This is a genomic window from Streptodolium elevatio, from assembly GCF_040649515.1.
Lineage (GTDB): Bacteria > Actinomycetota > Actinomycetes > Streptomycetales > Streptomycetaceae > Yinghuangia > Yinghuangia elevatio.
In genome coordinates, this window is sequence record NZ_JBEZFP010000080.1 from 1 (window position 1) to 21036 (window position 21036).

Consider the following 21036-nt stretch of genomic DNA (forward strand, 5'->3'; position numbering starts at 1 on the left):
CCGGAGTTCTCCTCCGGGGGCCGCCGCCCAACTGCCTTGGTACCTCTGTGTAGTTCCTGCTGTTCCTGCAGTTCCTTCCGTGCCTGCCGTGTCTGCTGTTCCGGCCTCAGACCTCGCCGCGCCAGGCGCCCGTGGACCGGCCGTCCCTGGCCTCGATGAAGGTGCGGAACCGGTCCAGGTCCCCGCGGACCTTGCGAGTGATGAAGCCGAGCTTGTCCCCCACGGTCTCCGCGATGCCCTCGGGATCGTGCTCGAGTTGCAGCATGATCCGCGTGTGGCTCTCGTCCAGGCGGTGGAACGTCACCACACCGCCCTGGTCGGGGCCGGAGCGGCTGCGCCAGGCGATGCGCTCGTCGGGGATCTGCTCCGTGATCTCGGCGTCGAACTCCCGCTCGATACCGGCGATCCGGGTGACCCAGTGGGTGCTCGTCGCGTCGACCTGGTCGACCCGCTCGACCCCTTCCATGAACCTGGGGAAGTCGCGGAACTGCGTCCACTGGTCGTACGCGGACCGCACCGGTACCGCGACATCCACCGACTGCTCGATCGTCGTCATAGGCTGCTTCTCTCCTCTGGGACTTCTGCCGACGGGAGTTCAGTCACGACCGCTCAGGCGCTCGCGCTCCTCGTCGGTCCATTTGCGGGTGTCTCGCGGGCGTGCGTACGGCTCGGCGTCCTTGGGGAGCCCGTCCTCGACGATCGCGCGTTCGCGGACCAGTTCGGCGTCGAGTTCCAGACCGAGCAGGATCGCCAGATTCGTGATCCAAAGCCAGGTGAGGAAGATGATGACGCCCGCGAGGGTGCCATACGTTTTGTTGTACGAGGCGAAGTTGGCCACGTAGACCGCGAATCCGCCCGATGCCAGCATCCATATGGCCAGCGCCAGAACGCTGCCCGGAGTGACCCATCGGAAACCACGCCCTTTCGCATTCGGCGTGGCCCAGTAGAGAATCGCGATCATCGCCATGACGATGACCACCAGAATGGGCCATTTCACCACCGACCACACGGTCATGACGTGGTCGCCTATCCCCAGCGCGGTGCCGACCTTTTCGGCGATGCCGCCGGTCAGGACGACGATGAAGGCGCTGGTCGCGGCGAGGACCATCAGGACCATGGTCACCACGAGCCGCAGCGGGGTGGTCTTCCACAGCGGCCGGCCCTCGGGTACGTCGAAGACCACGTTGGACGCCCGGATGAACGCCCCGACGTACCCGGACGCCGACCACATCGCCAGCGCCAGGCCGATCATCGCGACCGTGGACCCGGTGCCGCTCCCGGAACGCAGTTGCGTGACCGCGTCGCTGAGCACGTCACGGGCCGAACCGGGAGCCAGTTGTTGGAGGTTGGTGAGGATCTCGCGCGCCGCCGCCTCGCCGACGATGCCGATCACCGAGACCAGCACGAGCAGTGCGGGGAAGAGCGAGAGTATGCCGTAGTAGGTCAACGCGGCGGCGCGGTCACCGAGTTCGTCGTCCTTGAACTCCGTGACAGTGCGCCGCAGTACCGCCCACCACGACCGCTTCGGCGAATCCGCGGGCCCGCTCATCGGCGGTGCGGGACTACCAGCGGTACCACCGGCGGCGACCGCCGCCGGTGCCCGCGCCCCGGAAAAGGAAGCCGAGCAGCCACACCACGATCACGATGAGGGCGAGCCACCACAGCACCTTGAGCGCGAAACCGGCGCCGAAAAGGATGAGGGCCAGGAGGAGTACGAGTATGAGAGGTATCATGCTCAACCGCTGCCCCGAATTCCCGGTTCAACTCCGATGCCTTTGGGGGGCGGAGTACTCGATTGTTTCCGGTCGTCCCGGACCCGGTTGTCACCGCCGTCATACGTCGTACTCGCTTTCCTCCGGCCTTCTCGGTGCTTTGTGCGGGCCGGTGTTTGCCGTTTCCGACCGAGGGCAGCCTCGCGCATGCGAGACCGGTACGGTCCCGTCGCCGCGACGCGACCGGGAGACATCCGACCGAGAGACACCGGACCCAAGAAAGACGAAAGCAGGTGGCATCCCATGGCAGCGGCACTCGACGGACGCAAGATCGCGTTCCTCGTCGCGCCCGAAGGCTTCGAGCAGGTCGAGCTGACCTCGCCGTGGCAGGCGGTCGAGGGGGCCGGCGGCACACCGAAGCTCGTGTCGACCAAGGGCGGCAAGGCGCAGGGCTTCGACCATCTGGACCGGTCGGACCTGTTCACCGTGGACGCAACGGTGGCCGACACGTCCGCGGACGATTTCGACGCCCTCGTCCTACCCGGTGGCGTGGCGAACCCGGACTTCCTGCGTACCCATGAGGGCGCGGTGGCCTTCGCCAAGGCGTTCTTCGACCAGGGCAAGCCGGTCGCGGTGATCTGCCACGGTCCGTGGACGCTGGTCGAGGCCGGTGTGCTGCGTGGCCGACGGGTGACCTCGTGGCCGAGCCTCGCCACCGACATCCGCAACGCGGGCGGGGACTGGGTCGACGAAGAGGTGGTGGTCTGCAAGGACGGGCCGAACACCCTTGTCAGCAGCCGCAAGCCGGCCGACCTCCCGGCGTTCGACAACGCCCTCGTCCAGGCCGTCGCCGCCGGCTGAGCCCGGCGTCCGCGGCGTGTGCGCTGCCGAAGACGTGCCGCCCTCCAACCGCGAGAACAGCGAAAGGCCCCCTGATGTTTGAGGACAGCAAGGCGTTCAGCGGCTTCGCCGTGCGGGACGTCGCCGCCGCCAAGGAGTTCTACGACCGCCTGCTCGGCGTGTCCACGATCGAGCGGAACGGTCTGCTCGAACTCCACCTGCCGGGCGGCACCACGGTCATGGCCTATCCCAAGGACGACCACACCCCGGCGACGTTCACCATTTTGAACTTCCCGGTGTCGGACATCGACAAGGCGGTCGACGAACTCACCGCCCGCGGTGTGACGATGCAGCGGTACGAGGGGTTCGAGGCCGACGACAAGGGCATCTGCCGCGACCCGGCCGGACCGCCGATCGCGTGGTTCACCGACCCGTCGGGCAACATCCTGTCCGTGCTGCAGGTCGACTGAGCCCCGTGGCGTCGTTGTCGGCGGCTCCGCGCCGCCGCCCTACCGAACGGCCCCGGAAGTCCTGAGCCTCCGGTCAGGCGACCCCGACAGCCTCGTCGGGGTCGCCTGAAGTTCGGTGGGTGCAGCGGGAGACGTACTCCCGATCCGCCTACCCCATCTCGGCGGCAAGCCGGTCGAGGCACTGCCGCCATCCGGCCGCGACCCCTTCGGCGTTGCTCGTGTCGGTCGGCACGTGCGTGAGGACGACGACGCTGCCGCCGCCCTCCCCCGCCCGGACCTCGACGCGCACGTGGTCGTCGAACTCCCGTTCGCTACCGCCGAGGTCGTGCTCGTCGAAGGCGAACACCCGCCGCTTGGGGTCGAAATCGGTGAGCGTCGCCTCGATGACGCCGCCTTCGTAGTCGAACGCGAGGCGGCCGCCGACCCGGGCCTCGAACGCCGCGACCGGGAAGGGGTACCAGCGGCCCAGTCGATCGGCGGTGCTGACCACGGCCCACACCTGCTCGGGATCGTGCGGCAGGCGGCGTTCGAGACGCAGTGCGGAGCGGCCGTTGACGACAACAGTGGACACCATGGGCAGCTCCTTCGACGACGGGTAAGGACGTTCTCATTGTCCGACCGGCAATACCCGCAAACCCGGCCACACCGGATCCCCGCGCGTGTCGCCTCAGTGGCCGGGCGTCCGCGTACCGAATCTGCGCACGTACCGTTTCTGCCAGGGCGTCTCGACCGCACGTTTGGCGTAGTGGGCCCGCACGTAGGAGACCGCTTCGTCGGCGGCGACGCCGTCGAGCACGGCCAGGCAGGCGAGCGCGGTGCCGGTACGCCCGACCCCGCCCCCGCAGGCGACCTCGACCCGTTCGTCGGCGGCCCGCTCCCACGTCTCGCGCAGCGCGTCGACGGCGTCCACCCGGTCGGCCGGCAGGCGGAAGTCGGGCCAGCGGAGCCAGCGGCTGTCCCAGTCCACGGGCGGCGGTTCGTGGCCGAGCAGGTACAGCCCGAATCCGGGGCGCGGGCCGTCCGGGAGCGGGCGCCGCAGGCCGCGTCCGCGGATCCGGCGACCGGAGGGAAGCCGCAGTACACCGTGGGTTTCGGGGTCCCAAGAGGCAGTCATGCGGCCACCCTAGAGGCGCACCGGAGGCGGGTCGGCCGAAGTGCGCGGAAAGATCGCCGAAAACGGATCATTCGCCCGTGATCGGGTAGCCGAAAAGTATGAGGACTCAAGAACTTGCCGCGAGCTTGGCGGTACCGCTGACTCTTGCGTTCATCGCCGCCGTGATTGTGGCGGGCTTGCTCATCTGGCCGGTCGTGAACGGCGTCCGGCAGCGCAGACGTCCGCCCCCGGACAATGCCCGCGAGGTCGCCTGGACCGCGCACGACGACAACGTGAGCCATGCCCGTGAACCCAACGAGATGCCGCGCGACGGACGTCGGCGGCTCCCGCACGAGATCGCCGGGTTCGGGACCTTGAGTTCCCGCCCGCGCCCCGACGAGCCGGCCCCGCCGACCCAGTCTGCCCAGCCGCCGCCCGCGGACGGCGGGTCCACCCGCGAGTCCGCCCCGCGGCCGCCCGAATAGCGGGCGGTCAGCGCACCGACGCGTCCTGAATGCCCACGGTCAGCGAATCGAGCACCGCTTTCAGGTCTTCCTCGCCGCCGTCTTCCTGTCCGCCGAACCGGATCGCGACCGAGTCCTCGGCCGTGAAGGTGTGCAGGTCCTCGAAGGCGACGACGACATCCACGTCGTAGGCGTCCGCTTTCGGCTCGCTGGTGACAGTGCACTCGGCGTGCACACCGGGGATCCGGACGCGGACGTCATCGCGCGCGACTTCGTGCCCCGCCCGCAGGCCGATCAGCAGCTGCGTACCGGTGAGCGGCCCGCCTTCGCCCTCGATCCGGCGCAGTTCCAGTCCTCGGGCCGCCGACCCGCGGCCCTGCTCGCGATCCGGATTCTGATCCGGGCCGATGATCCGCCCCTCGAATCGGGCGGGCCGGACCTCGAAATGCTCTTGTCCCGTGGGCATGTGCCTGTGAACCCTTCTCCCCGAGTTCTCGGTGCGCCGTCCATACGGCGACGCCGGCCGGCCGAGCACGCTCGGACCGGGAGGTGTGTGAGGGTTGCGCGCTACCCACTGGGACGGGGGTGAAGCGGCCTGACCGGCGCAATTTGCGGCGCCCCCGCAAGAAAACGTCGTTGCCGCAGCAAACGGCATCAAACTCCGGCAAAGAGCCGACAATGGGTGGCAGTACCCGGGTAGTCGAGGCCGGGCGATCACGCGCACCGCCCCGGTGGAGTCCAGGAGGCCGCGCGATGCCGCCCACAGCCGATCGCTACGCCGTCACCCTCACGGGCGGCAGCGGCGGACCGCACACGCCACCGACGGTGCTGACCGTGCACCGCACCGAACTCCACGGTCCGGAGGGCCTCCCCGTCTACGCCGACGCAAGCGGGCTGTTCCGCGTCCAGATCGCCGGCGACATCGCGCGGCCGTTGACGGGGACGGACTCCTTCGGGCACAAGCTGCTGCACGCCGTACCGCTTCCGTGAGCGGCCGACACGGCGCGGCGCCATGTGCGGCTCTCCCGGCAAAGGATCACTTGGCCGCATCGGTCCGCCCGACACGGGTAGCCCCGTGGCAAGGCACGCTGTGCGCAGGACTCCGGAAATTCGGAAAGGAGCCACCGATGTCGGACCAGGAACGGGGCGACGACGTCTACCAGCCCGCGAACTCGGACGCGGGGAATCCCCCGAACGACGACCTCGACCTGCAGAACGCCCTGGGCGAACGGACCCTCGACGACACACTGGACGAGGGCTACTCGCCGCCCGAACGCCCTCTCGCGGTCGAGGACTACGGCACGACCCAGGGCGAGCAGGAGGCGGGCGAGTCGTTGGACCGGCGCCTCTCGCGCGAGCAGCCCGAGGTGACACCGGATCCCGGCGACGGCATCGGCGACCTGGCGGGGGGCAACGGCGAGCCGGTCGACGGGCAGGTGGGCGACGAGCGCACCGGACGACTGGCCGACGACGAGGCGGCGTCGCAATACGGATACCGGGGGCTCGGGCACGACGTGGGTATCGACGGCGGCGCGGCGACCGCAGAGGAAGCGGCAGTTCACACGATCCCCGACGAGCCGGGTGCATAGCTGCGTGATCGCACAACTGACCTGCGTGCGTGTGCCACGCAGATGAAGTACCGCTGGCTGCAAGGGTTTTGCGGCGTCTGACCGGGCCGCTCGAGCTGCCGCGGGCCCGGTTTGCCCGATGCCGTCTGCGCCGCTCGCCGAACGGGTCCGCGGGCGCGGCGGGGCGGCGCAGCACCGACTGTCCGCACCGGAGGACGCGCGTGGACCGGGACGCGAGGAGATTCCGCGGCGGGTCCGGGGTGTTTCAGGGGCCTCCGAGGGAGAAGACTCCTGATGCCGGGAGACGCCCTGGGTGCTCCGAGACCACGTCCCAGCAGGTCGGGAGCAGGTCGGAAGCAGGTCGGAAGCAGGTCGGAAGCAGGTTTGACACAGGTCGGAAGCAGGTCCGAAGCAGGTCGGTAGCCGCGCTCTCCACCGAGCCGCCGACGGTCGTCTTGCGCGCACGGTCCCCGACGAAGGGTAGGTCCGAGTACATGCTCGACGAGTCGGCTCCGCCGTGGGACGCGACCCTCGGCGTCGAGGAGGAGTTCCTCATCGCGGACCCGGTGCGGCTCGAACCGGTGGCGGCGGTACCCGACATCCTGCACACCCTTGAAGGGCAGGCCGTGGCCGCGGACCTGAAGCCGGAGTTGCTGGCCTCCCAGGTCGAGGCGGCGACCGGCGTGTGCGGCACGCTGGCGGCGCTGCGGGCCCAACTCGCGCAGTCCCGCCAAGTGCTCGCGGAAGCCGCCGGGGTCCACGGGGCCGTCGTGCTGTCCACGGGCTTCGCGCCTGACTCGCCGGACGGTGCCGCGCACGAGGTGTCCGCGGGTGAGCGCTATCAGAAGGTGGGCGACCTCTACCAGGCCGTGGCCACCGACTATTCGGCCTGCGGATGCCACGTGCACGTGGGCATAGGCGACCGCGAGACGGCGGTCGCCGTCGTGAACCATTTGCGGCCGTGGCTGCCGACACTGCTGGCGCTGTCGGCGAACTCCCCGTTCGCGGGCGGGCGCGACACGGGGTACGCGTCATGGCGCGCGGTGACGCAGTGCCGGTTCCCGGGCTTCGGCGTACCGCCGTGGTTCGCCGATCTGGCGGCGTACGAAGAGGCGTTGGCGCGGCGCTCGGACCTCGGCATCACGGTGGACTCGCGGATGACGTTCTGGTGCGCGCGGCCGTCCGAACATGTGCCGACCGTCGAAGTGCGGGTCGCGGACGCCCTCGCGACGGTCGACGAGACCGTCTTGCAGGCGGGCCTGGTACGGGCGTTGGTGGTCCGGGCGCAACTGGACCTGAAGGCGGGCCGGGAAGCGCAGCCGGGCGACCCCTTCGTCGCGGAGGCCGCGATGTGGTCGGCGGCTCGGTACGGGCTGGACGGTCCGGGCGTCGACCCGCTGTCCGAACGCCGGGTGCCTGCAGACCAGTTGGTGGACGACCTGCTCGCCCACGTCGAGGACGCGCTGACCGAAACCGGCGACCGCGATGAGGTGTTTGACCTCGTCGCGGCGGTGCGGTCGGCCGGGAACGGCGCGCGGCGGCAACGGGACGCGGCGCGGGCGGGCGGCGTACGGCGGGCCGCGGACCTGGTGACGCTCAGGGCCGAACCGGGCGACACCGACGGCTGGTTGAGGTAAGGGTCTCGGGACGCCGCCGCCTCCGAAGTTGCGCGTCCGCGGGTGGACCGGCCAGACGTAGGCGTCAGACGTCGCAGAGTTGCGGGGCAAGCGTGGCGTACATCCACTCCTCCCAGTCCCGCGGCGTCCAGCCGCGTTCGCGCACGAAGAGCAGGTACAACTCCGTGCTGAGCATGGCGTAGAGCAGGTCGGCGGCGTGCGCCGGCGGGACGTCGGGCCGCGCGCCGGGCTTGGCGGTGAGCGCCTCGGCCGCCGCGGACTGCACGATGAAGCGCGGGTCGGTGCCGGCGGGCCACAGGGCCGCCACGTCGGGGTCGGTCGCGACAGCGGCGGCGAGCATCTCGGTGATGGGCGCGACCCGTTGCAGGACCGCGCGGGTCCCGGCGATGTGTGCGCGCAGGTGCGCGGTGGCGGTCGGGGCGGCGAGCGCGTCGCGGAACCACGCGCGGTCCATGGTCGCCACGGGTTCGTCGTCACCGGCGATGGTGACGTCGACCAGTTCCTTGAGCAGCGTGCGCTTGTTGCCGAAGACGAAGTAGATGGTCTGGACGGCGACGCCGGCCTCCTTCGCCACCTCTTGCAGCGTCGTCGCCCCGTAGCCCTGGGCGGTGAAGAGGCGGTGCGCCGCGTCGATGATCCTGCGCCGCGTCTGCCGCGCCTTCTCGGCCTGCTTCGCGCGGCCGCCCTTGACTGGAGTCATGGCTGGAGTGTAGCTCTAGAGCATCCACTAGAGTTCAACTCTAGATATAACCACTAGACACGAGAACTAGCTGTGAGCACTAGTTGTGAGCACTACTTGCAGCCGCCAGAGATGGAGCCCAGTCACCATGAGCGTTGTCCGCATCGTGCGCTTCAAGGCCGACCCCGCCGACACCGAGGAGATGCTGACCCGGCGCGCGGCCATGGTCGACGTCGTCCGCGCCAAAGTCCCCGGCCTCGTCGAGGCCCGGCTCTCCCGCCTCGAGGACGGGACCTGGATGGACCAGTGGCACTACCGCACCCCCGAGGACGCCGCCGCGGCAGTCGCGGACGCCGACCGGCTCCCCGAGGTACGGGCCGCGTTCGCCCTCGTCACCGAGCCGGTCGGCGAAATGGCCGAGATCGTCGACGTCCGCTGACGCAGCGGACACACGGGATTTCAACGGGACCTCAACCGACGCAAAGCGACAAGAAGGGACCGGGGGGAACCGCGCGATGAAGGTTCTTGTGCTCGGCGGCTACGGGGCCGTCGGCCGACACGTGGTGGCGGCGCTGCGCGAGGCGGGCGACACGGCGTACACCGCGGGCCGCGACACCGACCGCGCCGACCGCGTCGTCGATCTGCGGCACGGCGATCTGCCGCCCGCGGCCCTCGACGGCATCGACGTCGTGGTCAACGCCGCGGGCGTGGAGTTGCCCGGGCTGGTCGCGCAGGCAACCGACGCCGGCGCCGCGTTCGTCGACATGACCGCCTCCACCGGCTACGTGTACGCGGTGGAGGCGATGTCCCCAGCGGCGCCCGTCGTGCTGAGCGTCGGGCTGGCGCCGGGGCTGACGACGCTGCTGGCCGCCGCGGCGTACGCCGACTCCCCCGGCCCGGTCGACATCGCCCTCGTCCTCGGCGCGGGCGAGAAGCACGGCCCGGCCGCGACCGCGTGGAGCTACGACCTGCTCGGCCGTCGGTTCCCGGACACCGGCGGCGGTCCGCCCGTACGCAACTACACGCGCGGCCGGCCGTTCGCGCTGCCCGGCCTGGGGCGACGGCGGCTCTACCGGGCGGACTTCTCCGATCAGCACACGCTCACGCGTGACCTGGGCGCTCCGGTCCGCACGTACTTCGGTATGGACTCGCGCGCCGCGACGGCGGCGCTCGCGCTGCTGACGCGCGTGCCGGGCGGCTCGCGGGCCCCGCGCGGGCTGCATCTGCCAGGAAGCGACCGGTGGTTGGCGTACGCCCGCACTGCCACCGGTCGCGCCTGCTGGGCCCAGGGCCGCTCGCAGTCGCGCGCCACCGCCGTCGTCACCGTGCGGGCCGCGCGCCGGGCCGTCGGGCTCGACGCCGGCGTCCACCACGTGACCGGGATCCTGTCCCTCGCGGAACTGGCCGCCGGGGACGAAGGCATCGCGATCCACACCCCGGCTGACTGACTCCCCTGGGGCCGGCCCCGCGGCAACAGCGCCGCGCGGTCGGGCTGCGGCATCAGGTAACCGCGCGTGCCGCGCCTCGGCTCACTCGGGCCAGTCCGAACCTTCGATGACCTCCACGAAGTCGATGCGCCGGAACCCCGGGACGAAGTGCGCCAGCACATCCGCCTTGACGTTCCCGAAGGTCGTCACCGGGCGGTGCGCAATGCCATCGGTGAACGCCGCGAGGATGCGCTTCTTGAAGTCCGGGCGCGGGTGCGCGGCCACGACGGCGTCGCGCGTGGCCGCAGGCAGGTCGGCGTACCCGATGCCGAGCACGTCGAGCTCCACGCCCGCGGTGACCAGCGCGACTTCGGGGGCCATCCAGTGCGGCACCTCCGGGGTCGTGTGAAGGGCGATCGCCTCCCAGACGAGGCGCACCGAGTCCTCCGGTACGCCATGCGACCGCAGGAACGCGGCGGCCTCTTCGGCGCCGTCGATCTCGAAGCGGCGGTCGTCGGTGCGGTACGCGGGGGTCAGCCCGAGGTCGTGGAACATCGCGCCCACGTAGAGGAGTTCGGGATCGAACGCCAGTTCCTTCCGGGTGCCCTGCCAGGCGCCGAACAAGTAGACGCGGCGGGAGTGGTCGTACAGCAGGTCGTCGGTGACGTCGCGGACCAGCGCCGTGGCCTCGGCGGCGATACGGCTGTCGGGGATGGCGATGTCGGCGATGCGCGTCATGGGAGCTCCTCGGTTCGGTTGCGGTTGCGGTTGCGGCTGCGGCTGCGGCTGCGGCTGCGGCTGCGGCTGCGGCAGGGTTTGCGGCAGGGTTTGCGGCTTCGGCCCCGGCCGGGCCGCGGCTTCTGCCGCCGTACGTTCCACCCTGCGCTCCCGCTGCTTCGCACGCGATGTCCGTACGGCCACATATCCCTCGGATCAGGCCATCCCCGCGGCGTAGGCTCGCACCATGACCGCACAACCGCGCCACATCGTCTTCCTCGCTTTCGACGGCGTGCGGCAGCTCGACGTCACCGGTCCGCTCGAAGTGTTCGCGACCGCGCGTGAGTTGGGGGCGCCGTACCGCTGGACGGTCTGCTCGGCGGACGGGGCGGACGTGACCACAGCCTCCGGGCGCCTTGCCGTGGACTCCCGCGCGGACGCCGTCCTGCTCGGCCCGATCGACACCGTGGTGGTCCCCGGATCCGCGGAGCTCGCCACCGGCCCGGCACCACGCGCGCTGGCGGCGCCGTTGGCCGAACTCGCCCCCGCCGCCGGGCGCGTCGCCTCCGTGTGCACGGGAGCATTCGCCCTCGCCGAGGCCGGCCTGCTGGACGGGCGGCGCGCCACCACCCACTGGCGCCACGCGGCGGCGCTGGCGGGCCGGTTCCCGCGGGTACGCGTCGAGCCCGACGCGATCCACGTACGGGACGGGCGGGTCCTGACCTCGGCCGGCGTCACGGCCGGCATCGATCTCGCGCTGGCCCTGGTCGAGGCCGACGCGGGTGCCGCCCTCGCCCGCGACGTGGCCCGCGACCTGGTGGTTTTCATGCAGCGGCCGGGCGGCCAGTCGCAGTTCTCGGCCGCGCTGCGGGGCCCGGCGCCGCGGCATGACGCCTTGCGGGCGGTCCTGGACGCGGTGTCCGCGGACCCCGCCGGGGACCACTCCGTACCGGCGATGGCGGCTCGGTCGGGTTTGAGCGTGCGGCACCTGACCCGGTTGTTCCGGGACCGGCTCGGCGAGTCCCCGGCCGGGTACGTCGAGGCCGTCCGGGTCGAGGCCGCGCAGGCGCTGCTCGCCGACGGCGAGGCCGTGACGGCGGCGGCGCTGCGCAGCGGGTTCGGCGGGGACGAGTCGATGCGGCGGGCGTTCGGGCGGCGCTTGGGGGTGACCCCGTCGGCCTACCGGGCGCGGTTCCGCACAACGGCGACAGGCGCAACCGCCGAGACGGCCGCGGCAGCCGCGGCTGCCGAGACGCCGCCTATCGGCGCGGACCGGGCGACCCGTTGACCGTCCTGCCCCCGAGCCCCGCGTCCCCCGGCCCCGCTGTTCCCGAACCTGGTTCACCAGAACCCGGTTCACCGGGATTCGCGTCGCCAGGACGACCCCCGTCTCCCGGCCCGGAACCGCCGTCCACCGCCGTGCCGTCGCCCGTTACCCGGGTCCCCGGGTGGAACAGGCAGGCCACGAAGCTCAGCACGAGTGCGGCGGCCATCCCGTAGAAGACGGCCTGCGTCGCCTCCGCGTAGTCCTTCTGGATCGCCGGCCAGACGCGCTGCACGAGTTCCGCGGTGGGTCCGCTGCCGGTGTGGTCGCCGCCACCCGCGCCCGTGATGCTGTCGCCGATCGAGTCGCCGACCGCACGGGCCTCGGTGCCCGGGAGCCCCTGGTCCCGCAGCGTGTCGGTGATGCGGTTGGCGGTGGAGTGCACGAGGAGTGTGCCGAGCGCGGCCATGCCGAGGGCGGAGGAGAAGTTGCGTACCGTCTGGGTGATCCCGGTGACCTCGCCGTACGACGCCCCGATCGACCGGTTGACCGCGTCCGTCGACGCGGGGCCGAGCAGCAGCCCGATCCCGGCTCCGGCCATGACGATGTAGATCCACTGCGCGCCGAGCGACAGGTCGGTGGCCTTGTGCCCCCACAGCGCGAACCCGGCCGCGCTGAGGAGTGTTCCGGCGAGCATGGCGGGCTTGGCGCCGCGTTTGTCGAGGATGCGTCCGCCGACCTGTGCCGCGGGTCCGAAGCCGGCGAAGAAGATCAGCAGGTACAGCCCGGCCTCGGAGGCGGACGAGCCCAGCGCGACCTGCGAGTACACCGACGCGAAGAAGAAGACCGGGACGAACGCGATCATCGCGAAGAACAGCACCGCGTTGTCGGCGGCGAAGGCGCGGTCCTTGAAGACGCGCACCTTGATCAGCGGGACCTCGGTGCGCAGTTCGACCACCACGAACACGGCGAGCAGCACCAGCCCGCCGATGATGCACGCCCAGGTGCCGGCGCTCCCCCAGCCCCAGGACTGGGCCTGCTGAAGTCCCAGCACCGCGAGCGCCATTCCGGCCGCCACCAGCGCTGCGCCCGGCAGGTCGAGGCGTTCGCGCCGGTGCTCGGTGCGGATGTCGGCGCGCAGCGTGAGCACGACGGCCACGATCGCGACCGGGATGTTCACCCAGAAGATGGCGCGCCACGTCCAGGTGGTGAGCCAGCCGCCGAGGATCGGGCCGAGCGCGGTGAGTCCGCCGGACAGGCCGAAGAACAGGGCGAGGGCGCGCCCGCGTTCCTCGATCGGGAAGACCGAGACGACGATCGCGAGTGCGGCCGGGAACATGAGCGCGCCGCCGATGCCCTGCGTGGCCCGGAAGACCACGAGCCACGTCTGCGCGATGTCGCCGGACGGCGCGGCGCCGCACAGCGCCGAGGACACCGCGAACACCGCAATGCCGATCAGCACCATCCGGCGGTGGCCGAGGACGTCCGACAGCCGCCCGCCGAGCGCGAACGCCGCCGCCATCGCGAGCAGGTACGCGTTCACCACCCACTGCACGCCCGAGGCGGTGAGCCCGAGTTCGCGCACGATGTCCGGAGCCGCGATCGAGACGATCGACTGGTCGATGAACGTCATCGAGACGGCGAACAGCATGGCCGCGAGCGCGGTGTACTTGCCGCCGCGGGCGGCGAAGCGGTTCATGCGGAGGCACTCCTTCGAGGGCCGCGCCGGGCGGCCGCGGGGCGTGGCGGCGCGCTCTTCCCGGGCGGGCCGTACGGTGTCGAGGCGTGGGCCGGGGGCCCGGACGGTGTGGGCGAAGTCGCGCGGCTGGGCGCTACGCGTTGAGGACGTCCGCGAGGTCGTACCGTGCGGGCTCGGCGAGTTGCGCGTAGGTGCAGTCGGCGGCGTCCTTGTCGGGCCGCCAGCGCCGGAACCGCGTCGTGTGCCGGAACCGGTCGCCCTGCGTGTGGTCGTACGCTACCTCGCACACCAGCTCCGGCCGCAGCGGGACCCAGTCGAGCGTGCGCCCGCCCGTCCAGCGGCTCACCGCCCCCGGCAGGCGGTCCGTCTCGTGCGCCTCGGCCTCGGCCCAGCGTGCCCAGGGGTGCTCCGCGAGGTCCTCGATGCGGTAGGCCGCGAGTTCGTCGACGAGTTCGGCGCGGCGGGCCATCGTGAAGGACGAGCTGACGCCGACGTTCTGCAGGCGCCCGTTGTCGTCGTACAGGCCCAGCAGCAGCGATCCGACGATCGGTCCGGACTTGTGCTCGCGGAAGCCGGCCACCACGCAGTCGGCGGTGCGCTCGTGCTTGACCTTGACCATCGTCCGCTCGTCGGGCCGGTAGCGGCCGGCGGGGTCCTTGGCCACGATGCCGTCGAGCCCGGCGCCCTCGAACCGCTCGAACCAGCCCGCGGCCACCTCGGGATCGGTGGTCGCGGGTGCGAGGTGGACCGGCGCCGGCGTGTCGGCGAGCGCCCGCTCCAGGGCCGCGCGGCGTTCGGTCAACGGCCGTTCCATGTAGGACTCGTCGCCGAGCGCGAGCAGGTCGAACGCGACGAACGAGGCCGGCGTCGTCGCGGCCAGGTGCCGTACGCGCGACTCCGCCGGGTGGATGCGGTCCTGCAAACGGTCGAAGTCGAGGTGGTCGCCGGTCGCGATGACCAGTTCGCCGTCCACCACGCACCGCTCCGGCAGCAGCCGCAGCGCGGCGTCCACGACGTCGGGAAAGTAGCGGTCGAGCGGCTTGGTGTTGCGGCTGCCGATCAGCACCTCGTCGCCGTCCCGGAAGACGATCGCGCGGAAGCCGTCCCACTTCGCCTCGTAGTGCATGCCGGGCGGGATCCGGGCGGCGGTCTTGGCGAGCATCGGCTTGACCGGGGGCATCACGGGAAGACGCATGGCCCCAGTTTGCAACTACAAACCCCTATAAACCCCGATCAACACCAACAATCATTAATTGCTATTAAATACGGCATTCGTCACATGGTCCTGGTTACCCTGAGGCATGAGCGCTGCCGAGCAACTGGAGATCGACGGCAGGTCCGTCCGCCTGAGCAACGCCGACAAGGTGTACTTCCCGGAGCGGGGCTTCACCAAGGGCGACGTCGTCCGGTACGTCATGGCCGTCGGCCCGGGCATGCTCCGGGCCCTCGCCGACCGGCCGACCACGCTGGAGCGCTACCCGGACGGCGTGCACGGCGAGTCCTTCTACCAGAAGCGCGTTCCGAAGTACCTGCCGGACTGGATCCCGACCGCGCGCATCCGGTTCCCGAGCGGGCGTACCGCGGACGAGATGTGCCCGGACAGCGTCGCCGCGCTCGTCTGGGCCGCCAACCTCGGCTGCCTCACCTTCCACCCCTGGCCGGTGCGCCGCCACGACACCGAGCACCCCGACGAACTGCGCATCGACCTCGACCCGCAGCCCGGCACCGATTTCGCGGACGCCGTACGCGCCGCCCACGAGATGCGGGACGTCCTGGCGGACCACGGCCTCACCGCCTGGCCCAAGACCTCCGGCGGCCGCGGCCTGCACCTGTTCGTCCCGATCCGCCCCGAGTGGACCTTCGTCGAGGTACGCCGCGCCGTCATCGCCCTCGGCCGCGAACTCGAGACCCGCATGCCCGACCACGTGACGATGTCGTGGTGGAAGGAAGAACGCGGCCAGAAGGTCTTCGTCGACTACAACCAGATGGCCCGCGACCGCACCATCGCAAGCGCCTACTCGGTCCGTGCCAACCCCAGGGCCACCGTCTCCGCCCCGCTCACCTGGGACGAACTCGACGACGTCCACCCCGACGACTTCGACATCGCCACCATGCCCGAGCGTTTCACCCGCCTGGGCGACCTCCACGCCGACATGCCGAACAACCCCTGCGACCTGGGCCCGGCCCTCGCCCTGGCCGACCGCCACACCCAGGACGACGAACTCGGCGACCTGCCCTATCCCCCGGACCACCCCAAAATGCCCGGCGAACCCCCCAGAGTCCAACCCAGCCGAGCCCGCCACCCCGAGACCTCCTGACCCCCCGCTTCCCGGTGCCGGAGAGCGGGTGCGGTGACAGCGGATCTTGGGGGACGGGCGGGGGGTGTGCGTGACAGGATTGGGGGGTGTTGGGATATGGGCGGTTTGAGACTCCGTTCGTCGGGCGCGGGGCGGAGATCGCCCGGCTGGACGAGGCGCTCGGGCACGCCCGGGCGGGCGACCCGCAGGCGGTGCTGGTCGCCGGCGAGGCCGGGGTGGGGAAGACCCGGCTGCTGACCGAGGCGACCGGGCTCGCGGCCGAGGCCGGGATGACCGTGCTCGTGGGGCACTGTGTCGACCTCGGCGAGGTGGGCCTGCCCTACTTCCCGTTCACCGAGATGCTGCGGACCGTGGAGGCCGACAGCGTTCTGACCGGGACGCTCGACGGGCATCCCCCCGTTCAGCGTCTGCTCTCCCCCGGCGCGCAGGACCAGGACTCCGGGCGCGAGACGGGTGTGCGGCTGCGGCTGCTCGACGACGTCGCCGCGCTCGTCGCCGATCTGGCGGAACAGGCACCGGTGTTGCTCGTGGTCGAGGACCTGCACTGGGCGGACCAGTCGACGCGGGACCTGCTGCGCTTCCTGCTGACCCGGCTCGCCCCCCAGCGTTCCGGCGGCACGGCGAGCCAGCGGGTGGCGCTGCTCGCCTCGTACCGGTCCGACGACCTGCATCGCAGGCATCCGCTGCGGCCGCTGCTGGCCGAGTTGGTGCGGCTGCCTTCGGTGACGCGCCTCGACCTCGGGCCGATGGACGACGACGCGGTGGCCCGGCTCGTACGGTCCTTCGACGCCGAGCCGGTGCCCGAGGAGACCGTGCGGCGCATCGTCGAACGGGCGGAGGGCAACGCCTTCTACGCCGAAGAGCTCCGTGCCGCGGCGGCCGAGGACACCATGGGCGGCGTGCCGCCGGGCCTGGCCGAGGTGTTGCTCACACGCATCGAGCAACTGTCGCCCACCGCGCAGCGCGTGCTGCGCACCGCCGCCGTGGGCGGGCGGCGCGTCGAGCACCGGCTGCTGAGCGACGCCGTCGAACTTCCGGAGGAGGACTTGGAGTCCGCACTCCGGGAGGCCGTCGGACGGCACCTGCTCGTGTCGGACGCGGACGGCACGTTCGCGTTCCGGCACGCGCTCACGCGCGAAGCGGCGTACCGCGATCTGCTGCCCGGCGAACGGGTGCGCATCCACGGCCTGTACGCCCGCCTCCTGGCCGCCGACGACCGCCGCGCCGGGAGCGCGGCGGAGCGCGCGCACCACCACCGCGAGAGCCACGACCTGCCCGGCGCGCTCACCGCGTCGCTGGAGGCCGCCGACCACGCGGCGCGGGTCGGTGCGCCCGCCGAGGAGATGCGCCACGTCGAGTCGGCCCTCGACCTGTGGGACGCCGTGCCCGACGCCGTCGACCTCACCGGCACGGACGACGTCGCGCTCATGCTGCGCGCGTCGGCGGCGGCCGTACGCATGGGCGAGGCACACCGCGCCGTCACCCTCGCCCGCGCCGCCCTCGGCAAGGTCGCCTCGCACGCCGACACCAACCTCGCGGCGAAGGTCCGCTACACGCTCGCGTCGAACCTGATGAGCGTCGACAACCTCCAGGCGGCGTACGAGTTCAGCAGCCAGGCGCTGGCCCTGATCCCGGCCGACCCGCCGTCGCTGACCTGGCTGTGGGCCGCCGCCACCCACGTGCAAGCGGCCTACTACGTCAGCGAGTTGGACATCGCCCAGGAGCTCGGCGACCGCGTCGTCGCGGCGGCGACGGAACTCGGCGCGGACGACGTGCGCGCCGACGTTCTCATCAGCACGACCGGGATGAGCAAGGACAACCGGCAGACCGAGGCCGGCCGCGAACGCCTGCGCTCGGCGCACGACCTGGCGCGCAAGGCCGGCAACGCGGCGATCGAGCTGCGGGCGGTGTTCAACCTGGCCATGGGCTCCTACGAGGCGGGTCGCCTCGACGAGGCCCTCCGCTGGCTCGACGAAGGCCACGAACGCGCCCGTCGGACCGCGCAGTTGACGTCGCCGTACCCGCTGGAGATGCGCTACCTGCGCGCGCTCACTCTCTACACCGTCGGCCGCTGGGACGACGCGCTGACCGCCGCAGGAAAGGCCCCCTCGGCGTTCGGCCACGTCGACGGCGCGGGGCTGTACGTCCCGCTGGGCCGCGGCGAGCCCGGCGTCGCGGAGCGCGCCGAAGCGCTCTTCACCCGAAGGCCGTTCAACTGGATGGCCTCACTCGTCGGCGGCGCGGTCATGACCGAGGAGGCCGCGCTGCGGGGCGACGCCCGCGCGGCGGCCGACTGGGCCCGGCGTACGCTCGCCGCGCTGGAGGAGGACGGCCTCCCCTACCCCGACGTCGGGATCCGGCTCTCCGCGCTGGCGTTGGGCGCGATCGGCGACGAGTCGGCCGCGCTGCGCCGGACCGGCGACGCCGAGGCGGCCGCCGAATGGGCGGCGAAGGCCGACGAGTTCATCGAGCTGGCCCGGACCACCGAACGGCACCCCAAGCGCAACAACAGCACGGGCCCTGAGGGTACGGCGTGGCTGCTGCGGGCGGAGGCCGAACATGTCCGGATCGCGGGCGAGCCCGGCGTGGAGGCGTGGCGCAAGGCGGTCGCGGCGTTCGACTACGGCAACGTGTACGAGCACGCCCGCACCCAACTGCGCCTGGCCCAGGCTCTCGTGGCCGCCGACGAGCGCGACGAGGCGGCATCGGTCGCGCGGGCGGTCCGCGAGACGGCCGACCGCCTCAAGGCCGCTCCGTTGCGCGAGGCGGTGGACGCGCTGCTGCGCCGCGCCCGACTCGGCCCCACGGAGCCCCGCGAACCGTCGGGCGACGCCACCGCGTTGACCGGGCGCGAGCGCGAGGTCCTGGAGTTGCTCGCCCTCGGGCGGACGAACCGCCAGATCGGCGAGGAGCTGTTCATCAGCGCCAAGACCGCGAGTGTGCACGTGTCCAACATCCTGGCGAAGGTGGGCGCGGCCTCGCGGACCGAGGCGGTGGCCATGGCGTACCGGAAGGGCCTCATCGCGGACGCCGGGCGCGGCGGCTCCTGATCCGCCGCGCCCGGCGCGCGCCGTCTGCCCGGCGACCGGTGCTTGCGCCCGTGCCGGGCACCGGCTTCCCGGTGCCCGTGCCCGCGGCGCGTGCCGCCAAGTCCCGTCCCGTGCTCAGCCGTTCGGGAGGATCACGGCGCGGCCGTTGACCTTGCCGTCGTGCAGGCGCTCGTACGCCTTGGGCGCCTCGTCGAGCGTGTACGTCTCCACGTGCACGTCGACCGCTCCCGCGCGGGCGAGGTTCAGCACCTCGATCAACTCGCCCCGGCTGCCCCAGTACGGGGACGTCACGGCGACGTCGTACGGGATCGCCCCGAACCCGACCGGCACGGTTCCGCCGCCGAGGCCGACGATGGTGACATCGCCCTCGACCGCCACGCACGCGGCGGCCGTTGCCGTGGTGGGCGGCGCGCCGACGAAGTCGAAGACGGCCTCCGCCCCGAGACCGCCGGTGAGTTCGCGGACCTTGTCGGCCGCGGCGGCGTCGGACAGCACGGTTTCGTGGGCGCCGACCTGCTTGGCGAGCGCGAGCTTGTCGTCGTTGACGTCGAGGGCGACGACGCGCGCGGGAGTCATGGCGCGCAGCAACTGGATGGCCACGTGCCCGAGTCCGCCGGTGCCGATGACAACGGCGGTGCTGCCCGCGACGAGCTTGGGCACCGAGCGCTTGATGGCGTGGTACGGCGTGAGCCCCGCGTCGGTGAGCGGCACGGTCGTGACCGGGTCGAGCCCGTCGATCGGTACGAGGTGGCGGGCGTTGTCGACGAGCATGTACTCGGCGATCGCGCCGTCCGCGCCGAGACCAGGCGGCCGGATGCCGAGTTCGTCGGCGCGCAGGCAGTAATTCTCCTTGCCCTGCGCGCACTTGGCGCACGTACCGCAGCCCCACGGGCCGTAGACGGCGACCGCGTCGCCGACGGAGAGGCCGGTGACCCCCGAGCCGAGCGCGGCAACCGTGCCGGCTCCCTCATGGCCCAGCGTGAACGGCAGTGGAAAGGACAGCGCTTCGGCGGGCATCGACATGACGGCGATGTCGGAGTGGCAGACGCCGGCCGCGGTCACGCGCAACAGCACCTGCCCCGGGCCGGGTTCGGGATCCGGGACGCTCACCAACTCGGGCGCTCCGCCGATCTGCCGGTACTGCAATGCCTTCATGTGCCTGCCTCCTTGGTGCGGCCTGGTGGTGGACCTTCCGGATCCGCGTGCGACGCGGCACCCGCGGCATCCGGGGCATCCGCGGTTTGCGCGAACGCCCCGCCTCCCGCGGCTTCCCCGCGGGCGTCGACGACGGCCGCGAGTGCGTCGAAGTACGCACCCACCAGCCGGGCCGGCGATTCCGGTACGCCGTGCCGCGCCCAGGCGCGCAGCACGGCCATGAGGGTTCCCGCGCCCGCGCCGACGGCGACCGCCGGGCGCGGGTCGTGGGCGGGGTCGACGCCCATGCGGGCGGCGATGATGCGTACCGACTCCTCTTCGGCGTCGGCGCGGATGCGCTGGTACGCCGCGATCAGCGCGGGCTCCCGGTCGATGCGCCGGAACAGTTCGAGCCGTCCGCGCAGCAGCGCGTGGCGGTCGCCGCCGAACTCCGCGGTGAGCCAGTCGACGACGGCGCGGCGGTACGCGGTCATCGGCCCCTCGCCCGGCGGACGCAGCCGCAGGGCGCCGTTGATGCGGTGCACGTCGTCGGCGACGACGGCCAGCACCGCGTCCTCCTTGCCAGTGAAGTGCCGGCTGAAGGTGCGGCGCGTGACTCCGGTGCGCTCCGCTATGGCCTCGACGGACACCCCGGCGAGGCCGCGTTCCAGCAGCAGGTCGAACGCGGCGGAGCCCATGGCCTCGCGCGTACGGCGGGAGCGCTCCTTGCGGCGGTCCCGGTCCTGCTCGGTCGATGCATCGTCCGCTGCGTCGGCCGACGCGGCAGTCCACCGGGCGGCCGGCACCGCCGACTCCGCCGGCTCCGTCGGCTCCGTCTGCTCCGTCGGCTCCGTCGGCTCCGTCGGCTCCGTCGGCTCCGTCGAGGCCCGCGTACTGGCCCCTCCGGGGGCGGACGCGGAAATCTCGGCGGAAGCGGCCATGGATCAACCATAACCCCGAATCT

The 21036-nt window shown here is 72.0% G+C and carries 23 protein-coding genes; 11 read left to right on the forward strand and 12 right to left on the reverse strand.

Annotated elements, in window-relative coordinates; all coding sequences use genetic code 11:
* Positions 1-106: 106 nt before the first annotated feature.
* From AB0C36_RS26810 to AB0C36_RS26820, 3 genes are read right to left on the reverse strand one after another with little or no spacing between them, the layout of a single operon-like run.
* The gene (locus AB0C36_RS26810; RefSeq protein WP_358358533.1) at positions 107-556 is read right to left on the reverse strand and encodes an SRPBCC family protein; all 450 of its coding nucleotides are present in this window, start codon (positions 554-556) and stop codon (positions 107-109) included.
* Positions 557-595: 39 nt separating this feature from the next.
* Complete coding sequence (locus AB0C36_RS26815; protein ID WP_358358535.1) at positions 596-1549, reverse strand: YihY/virulence factor BrkB family protein; 954 nt, start codon at positions 1547-1549, stop codon at positions 596-598.
* A 13-nt stretch (positions 1550-1562) separates the two neighbouring features.
* Entirely contained in the window at positions 1563-1733 is a 171-nt protein-coding gene (locus AB0C36_RS26820; RefSeq protein ID WP_358358538.1) for a hydrophobic protein, read from the reverse strand.
* Positions 1734-2015: 282 nt separating this feature from the next.
* On the opposite strand from AB0C36_RS26820, the gene AB0C36_RS26825 reads away from it, so the two are divergent.
* Both AB0C36_RS26825 and AB0C36_RS26830 read left to right on the forward strand, forming a co-directional pair.
* Positions 2016-2573, forward strand: coding sequence for a type 1 glutamine amidotransferase domain-containing protein (locus tag AB0C36_RS26825; protein ID WP_358358541.1), 558 nt, complete (start codon positions 2016-2018; stop codon positions 2571-2573).
* Between the two features lie 74 nt (positions 2574-2647).
* The gene (locus AB0C36_RS26830) at positions 2648-3022 is read left to right on the forward strand and encodes a VOC family protein (protein WP_358358543.1); all 375 of its coding nucleotides are present in this window, start codon (positions 2648-2650) and stop codon (positions 3020-3022) included.
* 148 nt (positions 3023-3170) lie between these two features.
* Here AB0C36_RS26830 and AB0C36_RS26835 read toward each other — a convergent pair whose 3' ends face one another.
* Together AB0C36_RS26835 and AB0C36_RS26840 are read right to left on the reverse strand one after the other, a co-directional pair.
* Positions 3171-3596 carry an SRPBCC domain-containing protein gene (locus tag AB0C36_RS26835; protein ID WP_358358545.1) on the reverse strand — a complete coding sequence of 142 codons (426 nt, stop codon included), beginning with the start codon at positions 3594-3596 and terminating at the stop codon, positions 3171-3173.
* 93 nt (positions 3597-3689) lie between these two features.
* Positions 3690-4136 (reverse strand): protein-tyrosine phosphatase family protein, encoded by a 447-nt coding sequence (locus AB0C36_RS26840; RefSeq protein WP_358358547.1) that lies wholly within the window; start codon positions 4134-4136, stop codon positions 3690-3692.
* Positions 4137-4234: 98 nt separating this feature from the next.
* Here AB0C36_RS26840 and AB0C36_RS26845 point away from each other — a divergent pair, with 98 nt between their 5' ends.
* Positions 4235-4600 (forward strand): DUF6479 family protein, encoded by a 366-nt coding sequence (locus tag AB0C36_RS26845; RefSeq protein WP_358358549.1) that lies wholly within the window; start codon positions 4235-4237, stop codon positions 4598-4600.
* A gap of 7 nt (positions 4601-4607) precedes the next feature.
* On the opposite strand, the gene AB0C36_RS26850 is transcribed toward AB0C36_RS26845, so the two are convergent.
* The gene (locus tag AB0C36_RS26850; protein WP_358358551.1) at positions 4608-5114 is read right to left on the reverse strand and encodes a hypothetical protein; all 507 of its coding nucleotides are present in this window, start codon (positions 5112-5114) and stop codon (positions 4608-4610) included.
* Between the two features lie 218 nt (positions 5115-5332).
* Between AB0C36_RS26850 and AB0C36_RS26855 the strand changes: the two genes are divergently transcribed.
* The 3 genes from AB0C36_RS26855 (at position 5333) to AB0C36_RS26865 (ending at position 7784) form a co-directional block, all read left to right on the forward strand.
* The gene (locus AB0C36_RS26855) at positions 5333-5569 is read left to right on the forward strand and encodes a DUF6296 family protein (RefSeq protein WP_358358553.1); all 237 of its coding nucleotides are present in this window, start codon (positions 5333-5335) and stop codon (positions 5567-5569) included.
* 137 nt (positions 5570-5706) lie between these two features.
* Positions 5707-6168 carry a DUF5709 domain-containing protein gene (locus AB0C36_RS26860; RefSeq protein ID WP_358358555.1) on the forward strand — a complete coding sequence of 154 codons (462 nt, stop codon included), beginning with the start codon at positions 5707-5709 and terminating at the stop codon, positions 6166-6168.
* Between the two features lie 473 nt (positions 6169-6641).
* A complete protein-coding gene (locus tag AB0C36_RS26865) occupies positions 6642-7784 on the forward strand; it encodes a carboxylate-amine ligase (RefSeq protein WP_358358557.1) in 1143 nt (380 codons plus the stop codon).
* Between the two features lie 64 nt (positions 7785-7848).
* On the opposite strand, the gene AB0C36_RS26870 is transcribed toward AB0C36_RS26865, so the two are convergent.
* Positions 7849-8484, reverse strand: a complete 636-nt coding sequence (locus AB0C36_RS26870) for a TetR/AcrR family transcriptional regulator (RefSeq protein ID WP_358358560.1) — start codon at positions 8482-8484, stop codon at positions 7849-7851.
* A 127-nt stretch (positions 8485-8611) separates the two neighbouring features.
* Here AB0C36_RS26870 and AB0C36_RS26875 point away from each other — a divergent pair, with 127 nt between their 5' ends.
* Both AB0C36_RS26875 and AB0C36_RS26880 read left to right on the forward strand, forming a co-directional pair.
* The gene (locus AB0C36_RS26875; RefSeq protein WP_358358562.1) at positions 8612-8902 is read left to right on the forward strand and encodes a hypothetical protein; all 291 of its coding nucleotides are present in this window, start codon (positions 8612-8614) and stop codon (positions 8900-8902) included.
* Between the two features lie 76 nt (positions 8903-8978).
* Positions 8979-9911 (forward strand): NAD-dependent epimerase/dehydratase family protein, encoded by a 933-nt coding sequence (locus AB0C36_RS26880; protein WP_358358565.1) that lies wholly within the window; start codon positions 8979-8981, stop codon positions 9909-9911.
* Between the two features lie 81 nt (positions 9912-9992).
* Here AB0C36_RS26880 and AB0C36_RS26885 read toward each other — a convergent pair whose 3' ends face one another.
* Positions 9993-10628: an HD domain-containing protein gene (locus AB0C36_RS26885; RefSeq protein WP_358358567.1), complete on the reverse strand. Its 636-nt coding sequence runs from the start codon at positions 10626-10628 to the stop codon at positions 9993-9995.
* Between the two features lie 226 nt (positions 10629-10854).
* Here AB0C36_RS26885 and AB0C36_RS26890 point away from each other — a divergent pair, with 226 nt between their 5' ends.
* Entirely contained in the window at positions 10855-11895 is a 1041-nt protein-coding gene (locus AB0C36_RS26890; RefSeq protein WP_358358570.1) for a GlxA family transcriptional regulator, read from the forward strand.
* Here AB0C36_RS26890 and AB0C36_RS26895 read toward each other — a convergent pair.
* Entirely contained in the window at positions 11867-13570 is a 1704-nt protein-coding gene (locus AB0C36_RS26895; protein ID WP_358358572.1) for an MFS transporter, read from the reverse strand. The genes AB0C36_RS26890 and AB0C36_RS26895 overlap by 29 nt on opposite strands.
* A 133-nt stretch (positions 13571-13703) precedes the next feature.
* A complete protein-coding gene (locus AB0C36_RS26900; RefSeq protein ID WP_358358575.1) occupies positions 13704-14765 on the reverse strand; it encodes an ATP-dependent DNA ligase in 1062 nt (353 codons plus the stop codon).
* 106 nt (positions 14766-14871) lie between these two features.
* Between AB0C36_RS26900 and ligD the strand changes: the two genes are divergently transcribed.
* Together ligD and AB0C36_RS26910 are read left to right on the forward strand one after the other, a co-directional pair.
* Positions 14872-15888 carry a non-homologous end-joining DNA ligase gene (gene ligD, locus AB0C36_RS26905; RefSeq protein ID WP_358358578.1) on the forward strand — a complete coding sequence of 339 codons (1017 nt, stop codon included), beginning with the start codon at positions 14872-14874 and terminating at the stop codon, positions 15886-15888.
* A gap of 89 nt (positions 15889-15977) precedes the next feature.
* Positions 15978-18938: a helix-turn-helix transcriptional regulator gene (locus AB0C36_RS26910; protein WP_435839122.1), complete on the forward strand. Its 2961-nt coding sequence runs from the start codon at positions 15978-15980 to the stop codon at positions 18936-18938.
* A gap of 114 nt (positions 18939-19052) precedes the next feature.
* On the opposite strand, the gene AB0C36_RS26915 is transcribed toward AB0C36_RS26910, so the two are convergent.
* Together AB0C36_RS26915 and AB0C36_RS26920 are read right to left on the reverse strand one after the other, a co-directional pair.
* The gene (locus AB0C36_RS26915; protein WP_358358582.1) at positions 19053-20093 is read right to left on the reverse strand and encodes an NAD(P)-dependent alcohol dehydrogenase; all 1041 of its coding nucleotides are present in this window, start codon (positions 20091-20093) and stop codon (positions 19053-19055) included.
* Positions 20090-21013, reverse strand: a complete 924-nt coding sequence (locus AB0C36_RS26920; protein ID WP_358358584.1) for a TetR/AcrR family transcriptional regulator — start codon at positions 21011-21013, stop codon at positions 20090-20092. The genes AB0C36_RS26915 and AB0C36_RS26920 overlap by 4 nt, the downstream gene beginning before the upstream one ends.
* Positions 21014-21036: the final 23 nt, after the last annotated feature.